The sequence below is a fragment of the Pseudooceanicola sp. LIPI14-2-Ac024 genome (assembly GCF_042188925.1).
Lineage (GTDB): Bacteria > Pseudomonadota > Alphaproteobacteria > Rhodobacterales > Rhodobacteraceae > Pseudooceanicola.
The window spans coordinates 2,564,048-2,575,663 of record NZ_CP170102.1 but is presented as its reverse complement, the minus strand read 5'-3'; the positions used below and the strand labels follow the sequence as shown (position 1 = coordinate 2,575,663).

Here is an 11,616-nt window from a genome sequence, read left to right as displayed (position 1 = left end):
GGAAAGACACCCATGGCGCATCTTCGTCACCGCAAGTTCAACACCAAGGACACCTACCCCGAACAGAACCTCGACAACGACCTGGCGCAGGCCGTCGTTGCGAAGGGGGGCACCACGATCTTTCTGCGCGGCCAGTGCCCGCAGGACCTCGACACCGCCGAGAACATCAAGAGCAACGATCCGGTGGAACAGACCCACAAGGTCATGGGCAACATCCGCCAGCTGGTCGAGGAATGCGGCGGCCAGATGGAGCATGTCACCAAGCTGGTTGTCTACCTGACCGACGTGCGCCACCGTGAGGCGGTCTATCGGACGATGGGCGAATACATCAAGGGCGTGCACCCGGTCTGCACCGGCCTTGTCGTCGTCGCGCTGGCCCGGCCCGAATGGCTGGTCGAGATCGACGCCACCGCCGTGATCCCCGACTGAGCCCGCGCGCAGACGGAACGCACCTACCGACCTGAAACGGGGGCATCGCCCCGGGAGTACTCATGACGTTTTCGATCATCGGCCACTGTCCCGACACCGGCATGTTCGGGGTGGCGATCTCGTCCTCCTCTCCGGCGGTCGCGGCCCGCTGTTCCTTTGCCCGCGCGGGCGTCGGCGCAGTGGCCACGCAGAACATCACCGATCCGCGCCTCGGGCCGCACACGCTGGACCTGATGGCGCGGGGCGCGAGCGCGTCCGAAGCCCTGTCGATCCTCGAACGCAGCGGACCGCACATGGCCTATCGCCAGGTGCTGGCGGTCGGGCGGTCGGGCGAAAGCGCGATCTATTCCGGCGCCAACGTCCTCGGCATGTGGTCCGAGGCCGAGGGGCGTGATGCCGCCGCGGCGGGCAACCTGCTGGCCGATGCCGGCGTGCCCGAGGTGATGGTGCAGTCCTTCGCCAACTCGCGCGGGCACCTCGGTGCGCGGCTGGTGCGGGCGCTGCGCGCGGGGCTCGATGCCGGCGGCGAGGCCGGGCCGGTGCATTCGGCGGGCCTCCTGCTGGTCGACAAGGAAAGCTGGCCGCTGGCCGAACTGCGCATCGACTGGACCGAGGCGTGCCCGATCACCGCGCTCGAGGCGGCCTGGACCGTCTATGAGCCGCAGATGAACGACTACGTGACCCGCGCGCTCGATCCCCGGGCGGCACCATCCTATGGCGTACCGGGGGACGAGTAACTAATCTCGTTCCTGCCGGCGGACCTCCGGCGGGACGGAACAGGGTCGAGGAGTCACCATGCCTCTCAGGTTCACACTGCGCCAACTTGAATATTTCATCGCCGTCGGCGAGGCGGGCAGCATCGCGCTGGCCGCCGACAAGGTGAACGTCACCGCGCCCTCGATGTCCTCGGCCATCGCCCAGCTTGAGGCCGGGTTCGGCGTGCAGCTCTTCACCCGCCGCCACGCGCAGGGGTCGGTCCTGACGCCGACGGGCGAACGATTCATGGAGCAGGCGCGCGAGGTGCTGAGCGCGGCGGACAAGCTGAACGACATGGCCAACATCTACACCGGGAGCGTGCGCGGCTCGCTCAGGGTCGGATGCATGCGGACCTTCGTGCAGCTGATGGTGCCGCAGCTGCGCCGCAGCTTCGAGGACAAGTACGAGAATGTCGATTTCAGCCAGGTTGAACTGGACCAGGCACAGATCTTCGACGCGCTCGGATCGGCCCGGATAGACGTGGCCCTGACCTATGACCTGTCGCTGCCCAGTGACATCGACTTCCAGCCGCTGCGCACCCTGCCGCCCTACGTGATGGTCGATCTCGCACATCCGCTGGCCGGGCGGAGCGAGGTGACAGCGGCGGACATGCTCGACCACGACATGGTGCTGCTGGATATGCCGCACAGCTCCGACTACTTCCTGTCGCTCTTCCGGGGTCTCGGGCGGCGCCCGCGGATCACCGAGCGCACGACCGAGATCGCGATCCAGCGCAGCCTTGTCGCCAACGGTTTCGGCTTTGGCATCTCGAACATGCGGACGGTGTCGGAATCCTCGATGGACGGCAAACCGCTGAAGTTCATACCCCTGCTGACCGACGTGCCGCCGCTGCAACTGGGCATCGCGACCTCGCGCGCCAGCCACGTGTCGCGGACGATCCAGGCCTTCATCGACCACTGCCACGAGGCTGCGGATGCCAACAAGCTGCCCGGCTTCGTCTCCTGACCCTGAGGACCGCCGATGATCCCCGACATCCAGGACATCCTTGCCCGGCTGATCGCATTTCCCACCGTCTCCCGCCGGTCGAACCTCGAGCTGCTCGACTATGTCGAGGGGCTGCTGCGCCCGGCCGGGGTCCGGCTGGAACGGTTCGAGAGCGACGATGGCACTCGCGCCAACCTGTGGGCGAGCCTCGGGCCCCAAGGATCGGGCGGCGTCGTCCTGTCGGGGCATTGCGACGTGGTCCCGGTCGACGGCCAGGCCTGGAGCCGCGATCCCTTTGCCCTCCACCGCGAGGACGGCAACCTCTATGGCCGCGGCACGGCGGACATGAAGGGGTTCCTGGCCGCCGCAATCCACGCCATGCTGCGGGCGGCCGACCGTCCGTTGCGGCTGCCGCTGCACCTCGCGATCTCGTACGACGAAGAGGTCGGCTGCCTCGGCGTGCGCGGGATGCTCGGCGGGATGGCGGCGCGGCCCGAGCGCCCGGCGCTCTGCATCATCGGAGAGCCGACAGGCATGCGGATCGCCAACGGGCACAAGGGCAAGGTCGGCTTCCGCGCTTGCTGCCACGGGCAGGAGGGGCATTCCGCCCTCGCCCCGAACGCGCTGAACGCGCTGCACCTGGGCGCGGCCTTCGTCACCCGGCTGCAGGCCCGGCAGGAACAGCTGCAGGCCACCGGCGCGCGGGACGCGGCCTATGACATTCCCTATTCGACCGTGCATGTCGGCGTGATGCAGGGTGGCACCGCGCTCAACATCGTGCCGAACCGCTGCGACCTGGATTTCGAGATAAGAAATGTCGCGGCCGACGATCCCGAAGAGATCCTGGCCGCGATCCTCGAGGATGCCGAGGCGATCGCCGCGCCCTACCGCAACCGCTTCCCCGAGGCCCGGATCGAGATCGAGGAGATCTCGGGCTATCCCGGCCTCGACACCCCGCCGGACACGCCCGCCATCGCGGTTCTCCAGGCGCTGCTTGGCGGCGACCCGGCGCTGATCAAGGTTGCCTTCGGCACCGAGGGGGGCTGTTCCAGCAGGCGCTTGACGTGCCCGCGCTGGTCTGCGGGCCGGGGCACATGGCGCAGGGGCACAAGCCCGACGAATTCGTCAGCGAGGCGCAGATCGAAGACTGCGCACGGTTCCTGGACGCGTTGATCGACCTGCTCGCCGCGGGTGAGGAGCCCGCGCTGGCCGCCGGGTAGTCTCGCATTCGAAGCCGTATGGAGATGATGTCCCCGCCTCCCGAGGCTCTTGGGTCAGGGAAGGCGGGCAGGGTGCGTCAGGTCATTCGCCGTAGGGAATCCAGACCGTCTTGACCTCGGTCGCGGCGTCGAGGAAGCCGCGGCCTTCGGCGCTGGCCCAGTCGGTAGCGAAGCCGTTGTTGACCCAGGTGCGTTTCAGGTTCCCGGCGCTTTCGCGTTCGATCACCTCGGAAACGTCTGTCGACGAGAAGCTCCAGACCGCGTCGAGGTCGAGGTGCTTGGCCATGACGGAGGCCAGCTCCGCATGGCTGCCGGTGAGGATGTTCACCACCCCGCCCGGCACGTCCGAGGTGTCGAGCACCTGGTAGAAGTCCGTTGCGGCCAGCGGATGCGGCTCGGACGCGACCAGGACGATACGGTTGCCCATGGCGATGGCCGGCGCCATCAGCGAGATCAGCCCGAGCAGCGGTGCCTCGTCCGGGCAGAGCGCGCCGATCACGCCGACCGGTTCACGCATTGCCAGCGCCGTGCCCCGGATCGGGACCGATCGCACGTCGCCACCGAACTTGTCGGCCCAGGCGGCATAGGTGAAAAGCCGGTCGATGCTGGCCACCACCTCTTGCGCGCCGCCCTTGCGGTACATCGCGTCAAGCCGGGCGGCGAACTCCCCGGCGCGGGCCGACAGGTTCTCGGCAATGTAGTAGAGGATTTGCGCCCGCAGGTGGCCGGTGGTCCTGGCCCAGCCCGCCGCGGCATGCGCGGCCTCGACCGCGTTACGCACGTCCTTGCGATTGGCGATGCCGACATGGCCCGCCGGGCTGCCGTCATAGCCAAAGACGGTGCGCGTGTAGCCGCCGTCGGGCCGCGCCTGCTTGCCGCCGACATAGAGCTTGGCGGTGCGGTCGAGCCCCTCGACCGGGCCGGGTTCGCCCGCGTCCTGCGCCCGGGGCTTCATCTTCTTGCGGTCACCCTTCGGTGCCGTATAGGCCATCAGCCCTTCCCAGCCGCCTTCGCGGCCGAACCCGCTTTCGCGGACTCCGCCAAAGCCCGCGGCGGCGTCGAACATGTTGGTCCCGTTCACCCAGACCACACCGGCGGCCAGTTTCGGCGCGATGTCGAGGGCGAGGTTGATGTTCTCGCTCCAAAGCGTCGCGGCCAGGCCGTAGCGGGTGTTGTTGGCGAGCTGCACCGCCTCGGCCGGGGTGCGGAAGGTGGTCGAGACGAGGACCGGGCCAAAGATCTCCTCCTGCATCAGCGGGTCCGACGGCTCCAGCCCGGTGATCAGCGTCGGCGGGTAGAAGCAGCCCGCGGCAGGCATGTCGCAGGCCGCGCGGTGGACCTCACCGGCGGTGTTCGCGTCGACCAGCCGTGTGATCGTCTGCAGCTGCACCGGGTCGACGACCGCGCCGACGTCGATGCACTTGTCCAGCGGATCGCCGACCCGCAGCTTGTCCATCCGGGCCTTCAGGCGGGCGTGGAAGTCATCGGCGATGCCCTCCTGCACGATCAGCCGCGATCCGGCACAGCAGACCTGGCCCTGGTTGAACCAGATCGCGTCGACCAGCCCTTCGATCGCGCTGTCGATATCGGCGTCCTCGAACACGATGTAGGGCGACTTGCCGCCCAGCTCGAGCGTCAGGGCCTTGCCGCGTCCGGCGGTCGCCATACGGATGCGTCTGCCGACCTCGGTCGAGCCGGTGAAGGCGACCTTGTCGGCCTCGGCATGGGTGACGATCATCTCGCCCGTGGCGCCGTTGCCGGTCACGATGTTCACCACTCCGGCAGGCACGCCAGCCTGGCGGCAGATGTCCGCGAACAGCAGCGCGGTGAGCGAGGTGTACTCGGCGGGTTTCAGCACCACGGCATTGCCCATGGCGATGGCGGGCGCGACTTTCCAGGCCAGCATCAGCAGCGGGAAGTTCCAGGGGATCACCTGGCCGCAGACGCCGATGGCATGGCGGTCGGGCAATTCCTTGTCCATCAGCTGGGCCATGCCCGCATGATAGTAGAAATGCCGTTGCGCCAGCGGCACGTCGATGTCGCGGCTCTCGCGGATCGGCTTGCCGTTGTCGAGGGTTTCGAGCACGGCAAAGAGGCGGGCGTTCTTCTGCAGCAGACGCGCGATGGCATATAGCACGCGCGCACGGGCATGCCCGCCGGCCTTTTCCCATTTCGGTTGCGCCTTGCGGGCCGCACGGAAGGCCGCGTCGACATCTGCCTGGGTGCCCTGGGTGACGGTTGCCAGCACCTCGCCGGTGGCGGGGTTGCGGCTTTCGAACGTCTCGCCCGGGTCGGTGAAGGTGCCGTCGATGAAGTGGCCGAAGCTGGCGCCCTGGTCGACGATCCAGGCCAGCGCGTCCTCGGCGCTTTCGGGGGCGGGGCCGTAATCCATGCTCTCGAAGATTTCCTTGACGGTCATTGCTCTGCCTCCCGCTTGCAAACGGTGTCGTATGGTGCGCGCATCGTCAGCTCACCGGGTGCCGCCAGCCGGCGGAATAGGCGCCGGTGACATGGTGTTCCAGCTGGCGCTCGATGTCGCCCAGGAGCGACGAGGCGCCGAAGCGGAAGAGGTCGGGCTGCAGCCAGCGATTGCCCAGCTCCTCCTTCACCAGCGCGAGGTAGGTGATCGCGTCCTTGGCCTTGGAAATTCCGCCCGCCGGCTTGTAGCCGACGCGGATGCCGGTGCGGTCGTGGTAGGCGCGGATCGCGCGCATCATCACCAGGCTGACAGGCAGGGTGGCGTTCACGCCCTCCTTGCCGGTCGAGGTCTTGATGAAATCGGCCCCCGCCATCATGCAGACGAGGCTGGCGCGAGCCACGTTGCGCAGGGTGCCGAGCTCGCCCGTCGCGAGGATCGCCTTGACGTGGGCGTCTCCGCAGGCGGCACGGAATTCGCGCATCTCGTCGTAGAGGGCCTGCCAGTTGCCGGTCAGCACATGGCGGCGCGAGATGACGATATCGATCTCTTCGGCCCCGGCATCGACGCTTTCGCTGATCTCGGCCACGCGCAGCTTGAACGGCGATAGGCCGGCGGGAAAGCCGGTCGAGACCGCGGCGACGGGGATGCCCGTGCCCTCCAGCGCGGCGACGGCGGCCGGCACCATCTCGTGGTAGACGCAGACTGCCCCCGTGGTGATGCCGGACACGCCGAGCGCATCGAGGATGTCGGTGCGCACCGGTTGCTTCGCCTTGGCGCAGAGACGGCGCACGCGCCCCTCGGTGTCGTCACCCGACAGCGTGGTCAGGTCGATGCAGGTGATCGCCTTGAGCAGCCAGGCGGCCTGGTAATCCTTCTTCACCGACCGGCGGCCTGGCAGGGTCGCGGCGCGGCGCTCGATGGCCGAGGTGTTGGCCTGCGCCATCCGCACCCAGTCCATGTCGAGGTCCATGCCCGGATTGCGGGGTTCGACCGTCTGGGGCAGGTCCCGGACGATGTGATCTTGCGTGGTATCCATGTGGGATGCTCCTCCCGAACTTGGGGGAAGGGTGTCACTTTGGCCGGGGCAAGGCAAGGCACCCGGCGCCCCGAACGGCGCGGAATTGCGCAGGGTTGGGTGGCTTGTTGCGAACGGTTCGCAAAGTGTTTGACTTCGGTGAGAATCATTCTCATTATCATCGGAAAGCTGAACAGGACCCGTGATTCATGGCACTGACCCGTCGAAATCTCCTTCTCTCCGCCCCGGCGCTGGCGCTTTTCGCCGCCGGACCGCTGCGCGCCGACAGCGCGCTGCAGGTGGTGGCGACCACCGGCATGATCGCCGACGCGGCCCGCGCCATCGGCGGCGACGCGGTCGAGGTCCGGGCGCTGATGGGCCCCGGTGTCGATCCGCATTCCTACCGCCAGACCCGCACCGACATCGTCGCGATGACCCGCGCCGACCTGACGCTGGTGCATGGCCTCTACCTCGAGGCGCAGATGGAGGAATTCCTGGGCCAGCTGGGCGCCCGCGCCACCGTGGTCCCAGTGGCCGAGGTGATCCCGCACGACCTGCTGCGGGCCCATGCGGATTACGACAACAAGTTCGACCCCCACGTCTGGATGGATCCGGAGCTGTGGAAGATGCCAGTGGCCGAGGTCGCCCGCGCGCTGTCTGCCGCACGTCCCGAAAGCGCCGCGCAGTTCGACGCGGCGGCGGCCGAGTACCTGTCCACGCTCGACCGGCTGGATGCCTATGCGCGCGAGGTCGTGGCCACCGTGCCCGAGGGGGCGAGGGTTCTGGTCACGGCGCATGACGCTTTTGGCTACTTCGGCCGGTCCTACGGGTTCGAGGTGGTCGGCATCCAGGGCATCTCGACCGAGAGTGAGGCGGGGCTGAACCGGATCCGGGAGGTCGTCGACCTCCTCGTCGATCGCGGGATCGGCGCGGTGTTCGTGGAAAGCTCGGTATCGGACCGCAACATGCGCGCGCTGATCGAAGGGGCCGCCGCGCGCGGCCACGAGGTCCGGATCGGCGGAGAGCTCTATTCCGACGCCATGGGCGAGCCTGGCACCTATGAGGGGACCTATCCCGGCATGATCGACCACAACGTGACCGTGATCGCGGGCGCGCTTGGCGGCACGGTGCCCGAGCGGGGCATGGACGGCAAGCTGAAGGCGGGGCTCTGATGACACCGGTCGAACTGGCGGCAACCGGCGGACACGCCGTCGCCGAACACCTCGAAACCAGCCCCTTCGCGGTGCGCGGGCTGACCGTGTCCTACGGCGGTGAACCGGCGGTGTTTTCCGTCGACATGACGGTCCCCAAGGGTGCCATGCTGGCGATCATCGGGCCGAACGGGGCGGGCAAATCGACCCTGCTCAAGGCCGCTCTCGGGGTGATCCCCAAGGTGTCGGGCCGGGTGACCGTGCACGGCGCACCGCTCGAGGATCAGCGCCGCCGCATCGCCTATGTCCCGCAGCGGGCCAGCGTCGACTGGGATTTCCCGACCCGGGTGATCGACGTCGTGCTGATGGGGCTCTACCGCGACCTCGGCCTGTTGGGCCGGTTGCGCGCGGATCACCGGGCGCGGGCGCAGGCCTGCCTGGCCCGCGTGGGGATGGAGGATTTTGCCGACCGCCAGATCGGCCAGCTGTCGGGCGGACAGCAGCAGCGCGTCTTCCTGGCCCGGGCGCTGGCCCAGCAGGCGGACCTCTACCTGCTCGACGAACCTTTTGCCGGGGTAGATGCCGCGACCGAAAAGGCGATCATCGCCGTCCTCAAGGCGCTGAAGGACGAGGGGCGCACCGTCGTCTGCGTGCACCACGACCTGTCCACCGTGCGTGACTATTTCAGCCACGTCTTCCTGATGAACCGCACCCGCATCGCCGAGGGTACCGTGGCCGAGGCCTTCACCGAGGCGACGCTGCAGGCGGCCTACGGCGGACGGCTCGCAACGGCGCAGATCGACCGTCTGGCCGCGGTCTGAGATGCTGGACCTCGGCTACAACGCCTCGCTGGTCGCGCTCGGCGCCGGGATGCTCGGCATCGCGGGCGGCGTGGTCGGCAGCTTTCTCTTCCTGCGCAAGCGGTCGCTGGTCAGCGACGCGATCAGCCACGCCACCCTGCCGGGCGTGGCACTGGCCTTCATCGTCATGGTGGCCTTCGGCGGCGAGGGGCGGAACCTCTTCGGGCTGATGCTGGGATCGGCCCTGGCCGCGGCGGCGGGGCTCCTGTCGGTCGGCTGGCTGACGCGGCGCACCCGGCTGTCCGAGGACGCGGCGATCGGCGCGGTGCTGTCGGTCTTCTTCGGCTTCGGCGTGGTGCTCCTGACCGTCATCCAGACGATGAGTGCCGGGCGGCAGGCGGGGCTCGAGGGCTACCTCCTGGGATCGACGGCCGGGATGCTGCGGACGGATGCGGTGATCATCGCCGTCGGCGGCCTGCTGACGCTGGTCGCGGTCTATGTCCTGCGGCGGGTGCTGGTGCTGACGGCCTTTGATTCCGAATACGCGGCTTCGGTCGGAATCGACCCGAACAAGGCGGATCTGGCGCTGATGGGGCTTGTCCTGGCGGTCACGGTCGTGGGCCTCAAGATCGTCGGGCTGATCCTGATCGTGGCCCTGTTGATCCTGCCGCCGGTGACCGCGCGGTTCTGGACCGACCGGGCCGGGCACCTGGCACTGATCGCCGGGGCCATCGGCGGGGTGGCGGGGTTCCTGGGCGCGGTGATCTCGGCCTCGGCGCCGGACCTGCCGACCGGGCCGATCATCGTGCTCGTGGCTTTCGCCTTCTTCGCCGTCTCGATGCTGCTGGCCCCGCGACGCGGGGTCCTGGCTGCGCTGGTCGCGCACCTGCGGTTCCGCGACCGGGTCCACCGGCGGCAGGGGCTGCTGGCGCTGGCACAGGGGCAGGCCATCCACGAGGCGCTGACCCTGCGCATCCTGCGCCGTGCCGGGCTGATCCGCGGCGATGGTGTCGCGACCGAGGCCGGGCGGGCGCAGGCGGCCAAGGCGCTGCTCGACGAACGGCGGTGGCAGATCCTGCGCGCCGGGGACCGGACCGGGAGCCTCAGCGCCCGCTATGACGGGCTGACCCCGATCGAGACGGTGCTGACCCCCGACCAGGTGGCCGAGATCGACCGTCACCTGCGGCCGGAGGCACTGGCATGATGGGATCCGAATTTGTTCCGCTGTCGCTGCCGCCGATGCTGATCGGCACGCTCGCGGCGCTGGCCTGCGCGCTGCCGGGCAATTTCCTTGTCCTGCGGCGGCAGGCGCTGATCGGCGACGCGATCAGCCATGTCGTTCTGCCCGGGATCGTCGTCGCCTTCCTGCTGACCGGGATCGTCGCCACCTGGCCGATGATGCTGGGCGCGGCCGGTGCGGCGCTGGTGGCCGTGGTGCTGATCGAGCTGATCCGCCGCGTCGGCCGGGTCGAGCCGGGGGCGGCCATGGGCGTGGTCTTTACCACCATGTTCGCCGGCGGCGTGCTGCTTCTGGAGCAGAGCGACACGTCGAGCGTGCACCTCGACGTGCAGCACGCGCTCTACGGCAACCTCGAAAGCCTGATCTGGTTCGACGCGACCGGCTGGGGCAGCCTGCTGGACCCGGTGGCGCTGGCGGGCCTGCCGCCCGAGCTGGGGCGCATGGCGCTGGTGCTGGTGGTCGTCGCGGCCTTCCTGTGGCTCTTCTGGCGCCCGCTGGCGATTTCGACTTTCGACGAGGGCTTCGCCCGGACCATCGGCATCCGCACCGGCCCGCTGGGTCTGGCGCTGGTGGTGATCGCCGCGCTGGCGGCGGTGGCGGCCTTCGATGCGGTCGGGTCGATCATCGTGATCGCGATGTTCATCTGCCCGCCGGCGACCGCCCGGCTGATGACCAATTCGCTGGGCCGGCAGGTGGCGTGGTCCTGCGTCTTCGCGGTGATCTCGGCGGTGCTGGGATACGTGCTGGCAGGCTATGGCCCGTTGTGGCTGGGCGCGGCCGATGCCGTCAGCGCGGCGGGCATGATCGCTACGGTGTCGGGGGTGATCCTGGGCCTCGCGGCGCTGTTCGGGCCGTGCCGGGGGCGCGTCGGGCAACCGGCAGAGGGGTAGGGCACCCCTACCGCGTCAGCCCGAACTTCGTCCCAAGCGCCAGCATCCCCTTTTCGCCCATCTGCTCGGCCGAGGCGACCGTCACCGGCAGGCCTTGCGTTTCCAGGGCGCGGCGATAGGCGGCGGCCTCGGCCCCGTCGCCCAGGATCGCGACCTGCTGGCCCAGCCAGAGCGCGCGGGTCGCCGCCAGTTCCGCCCCGATCAGCCAGCCGAGCGCCGTGCCGTCGGCGCCGGAGAGCGCCGCGCTGCGCAATGCGCTGGCCAGCCGTTCGGGCCGCGACTGCCCTTCGGAGAGGGCGGCGGTGTCGAGGTCGCTGACCGCCATGCCGACCGCACCCGCCAAAGACAGCGACAGCGCGCTCTGCAGGAACACCGCCTCGCCCGCGCTGAGGGTCAGCCAGTGGGTGACACGGCCCGGCAGGCAGATCACGCCGTCCCAGTCCAGGTTGAGCGACAGGAAACCGATGGCCGCCAGCCGCGCGGCATCCATCCGGTGGCGTGGGTTGCCCTGTTCGAGGCCCGGCAGCACCAGCGCGCCCGAGCCGCTGAGCAGCTGCTCGGGCATGATGGCGGCCGGAAGCGCCTCGGGCGGGGCGGTGTCGGCCCCGGCGACGAGGATGCGGTCGGCGGACAAGCTGTCAAAGGCGGTGCGGCAGGCCTCGGTGTCGAGCCGCACGGCGACACGGGTTCCGGCAAACTGCCAGCCGGTCATGCCGCGGTCGCTGTTCCAGATCCCGATCCAATCCATCCG

The 11,616-nt window shown here is 69.1% G+C and carries 11 protein-coding genes; 8 read left to right on the top strand and 3 right to left on the bottom strand.

What is annotated here, in order from left to right:
* Positions 1-12 precede the first annotated feature (12 nt).
* The 4 genes from ACE2AC_RS12570 (at position 13) to argE (ending at position 3,303) form a co-directional block, all read left to right on the top strand.
* Positions 13-429 (top strand): RidA family protein, encoded by a 417-nt coding sequence (locus ACE2AC_RS12570; RefSeq protein WP_375687534.1) that lies wholly within the window; start codon positions 13-15, stop codon positions 427-429.
* A gap of 62 nt (positions 430-491) precedes the next feature.
* Entirely contained in the window at positions 492-1,166 is a 675-nt protein-coding gene (locus tag ACE2AC_RS12565; protein ID WP_375687532.1) for a DUF1028 domain-containing protein, read from the top strand.
* 58 nt (positions 1,167-1,224) lie between these two features.
* Positions 1,225-2,151: a LysR family transcriptional regulator gene (locus tag ACE2AC_RS12560; RefSeq protein ID WP_375687530.1), complete on the top strand. Its 927-nt coding sequence runs from the start codon at positions 1,225-1,227 to the stop codon at positions 2,149-2,151.
* 15 nt (positions 2,152-2,166) lie between these two features.
* Positions 2,167-3,303 carry an acetylornithine deacetylase gene (gene argE, locus ACE2AC_RS12555; protein WP_375687528.1) on the top strand — a complete coding sequence of 379 codons (1,137 nt, stop codon included), beginning with the start codon at positions 2,167-2,169 and terminating at the stop codon, positions 3,301-3,303.
* A gap of 129 nt (positions 3,304-3,432) precedes the next feature.
* On the opposite strand, the gene ACE2AC_RS12550 is transcribed toward argE, so the two are convergent.
* Both ACE2AC_RS12550 and deoC read right to left on the bottom strand, forming a co-directional pair.
* Positions 3,433-5,769: an aldehyde dehydrogenase family protein gene (locus tag ACE2AC_RS12550; RefSeq protein ID WP_375687526.1), complete on the bottom strand. Its 2,337-nt coding sequence runs from the start codon at positions 5,767-5,769 to the stop codon at positions 3,433-3,435.
* Between the two features lie 46 nt (positions 5,770-5,815).
* Positions 5,816-6,805 carry a deoxyribose-phosphate aldolase gene (deoC, locus tag ACE2AC_RS12545; RefSeq protein WP_375687524.1) on the bottom strand — a complete coding sequence of 330 codons (990 nt, stop codon included), beginning with the start codon at positions 6,803-6,805 and terminating at the stop codon, positions 5,816-5,818.
* Between the two features lie 188 nt (positions 6,806-6,993).
* Between deoC and ACE2AC_RS12540 the strand changes: the two genes are divergently transcribed.
* Genes ACE2AC_RS12540 through ACE2AC_RS12525 form a run of 4 tightly spaced genes read left to right on the top strand, consistent with a single transcriptional unit; the run spans position 6,994 to position 10,865 of the window.
* Positions 6,994-7,956: a metal ABC transporter solute-binding protein, Zn/Mn family gene (locus ACE2AC_RS12540; protein ID WP_375687523.1), complete on the top strand. Its 963-nt coding sequence runs from the start codon at positions 6,994-6,996 to the stop codon at positions 7,954-7,956.
* A complete protein-coding gene (aztA, locus tag ACE2AC_RS12535) occupies positions 7,956-8,756 on the top strand; it encodes a zinc ABC transporter ATP-binding protein AztA (protein ID WP_375687522.1) in 801 nt (266 codons plus the stop codon). The genes ACE2AC_RS12540 and aztA overlap by 1 nt, the downstream gene beginning before the upstream one ends.
* A gap of 1 nt (position 8,757) precedes the next feature.
* Positions 8,758-9,939, top strand: a complete 1,182-nt coding sequence (locus ACE2AC_RS12530) for a metal ABC transporter permease (RefSeq protein WP_375687520.1) — start codon at positions 8,758-8,760, stop codon at positions 9,937-9,939.
* Positions 9,936-10,865, top strand: a complete 930-nt coding sequence (locus ACE2AC_RS12525; protein WP_375687518.1) for a metal ABC transporter permease — start codon at positions 9,936-9,938, stop codon at positions 10,863-10,865. The genes ACE2AC_RS12530 and ACE2AC_RS12525 overlap by 4 nt, the downstream gene beginning before the upstream one ends.
* Before the next feature lie 7 nt (positions 10,866-10,872).
* On the opposite strand, the gene ACE2AC_RS12520 is transcribed toward ACE2AC_RS12525, so the two are convergent.
* Positions 10,873-11,613 carry a 2-dehydro-3-deoxygalactonokinase gene (locus ACE2AC_RS12520; RefSeq protein WP_375687516.1) on the bottom strand — a complete coding sequence of 247 codons (741 nt, stop codon included), beginning with the start codon at positions 11,611-11,613 and terminating at the stop codon, positions 10,873-10,875.
* Positions 11,614-11,616: the final 3 nt, after the last annotated feature.

Coding starts and splice junctions, on each gene's coding strand:
- deoC (WP_375687524.1), bottom strand. CDS start 6,805: ATGGATACCACGCAAGATCACATCGTCCGGGACCTGCCCCAGACGGTC.
- aztA (WP_375687522.1), top strand. CDS start 7,956: ATGACACCGGTCGAACTGGCGGCAACCGGCGGACACGCCGTCGCCGAA.
- ACE2AC_RS12540 (WP_375687523.1), top strand. CDS start 6,994: ATGGCACTGACCCGTCGAAATCTCCTTCTCTCCGCCCCGGCGCTGGCG.
- argE (WP_375687528.1), top strand. CDS start 2,167: ATGATCCCCGACATCCAGGACATCCTTGCCCGGCTGATCGCATTTCCC.
- ACE2AC_RS12565 (WP_375687532.1), top strand. CDS start 492: ATGACGTTTTCGATCATCGGCCACTGTCCCGACACCGGCATGTTCGGG.
- ACE2AC_RS12525 (WP_375687518.1), top strand. CDS start 9,936: ATGATGGGATCCGAATTTGTTCCGCTGTCGCTGCCGCCGATGCTGATC.
- ACE2AC_RS12520 (WP_375687516.1), bottom strand. CDS start 11,613: ATGGATTGGATCGGGATCTGGAACAGCGACCGCGGCATGACCGGCTGG.
- ACE2AC_RS12550 (WP_375687526.1), bottom strand. CDS start 5,769: ATGACCGTCAAGGAAATCTTCGAGAGCATGGATTACGGCCCCGCCCCC.
- ACE2AC_RS12530 (WP_375687520.1), top strand. CDS start 8,758: ATGCTGGACCTCGGCTACAACGCCTCGCTGGTCGCGCTCGGCGCCGGG.
- ACE2AC_RS12570 (WP_375687534.1), top strand. CDS start 13: ATGGCGCATCTTCGTCACCGCAAGTTCAACACCAAGGACACCTACCCC.
- ACE2AC_RS12560 (WP_375687530.1), top strand. CDS start 1,225: ATGCCTCTCAGGTTCACACTGCGCCAACTTGAATATTTCATCGCCGTC.